We start from the raw sequence: 515 nt of genomic DNA, 5'->3' as shown, positions 1-515 counted from the left end.
CGTTGGAGACGCACTCCATCATGGCGGGATGGGTGGCATAGTACGTGCGTTCGAACATTTCCGGTCCTCTTGTCGTCAGGCTGCGGTGGCTTGGGGCGGATCGTCCAGGCGATAGGCGCGGCGGACGAGGCGCTGGGGCAGCGCTACGACCTCATCCTGCTCAACCAGGTGATCGAGCATGTACCGGACCCGGTCGGCTTCCTGCGCCCCTTCCGGGGCGCGCTTGAGCCGGGCGGGCTGCTGATCGTCACCACGCCGAACAACCGGACGAACGACGCATTGGTCAGGCCGGACGTGCTCTGGCACTATGCCCGCCGCGTTACCGCCTCACCGCTCAAGGCCATCCGTCTGCTGGCACGGGATTCCTGGCTATGCTGCGATCCGCCGAGGCATCTTTACGCCTTTAATGCGGAGAATTTGGCAGGCGCCGGTTCACGCGCGGGTTTCAACCTCGTGGCAGTCGACACGGCGCAGTTCGACGACGATCCCTATGGGCAACCCAAATACAGTTATAG

1 protein-coding gene is annotated in these 515 nt (G+C 63.7%); it reads left to right on the top strand.

The window, feature by feature from the left end:
- Positions 1–90 precede the first annotated feature (90 nt).
- On the top strand, positions 91–515 hold a 425-nt coding region (locus AC2JF9_RS08435; protein ID WP_500726888.1), incomplete at its 3' end, for a class I SAM-dependent methyltransferase.

It is taken from the genome of Lactobacillus sp. C449L (assembly GCF_059900815.1).
The sequence above is the reverse complement of the archived record's forward strand: the minus strand, read 5'-3'. Positions and strand labels throughout refer to the sequence as shown.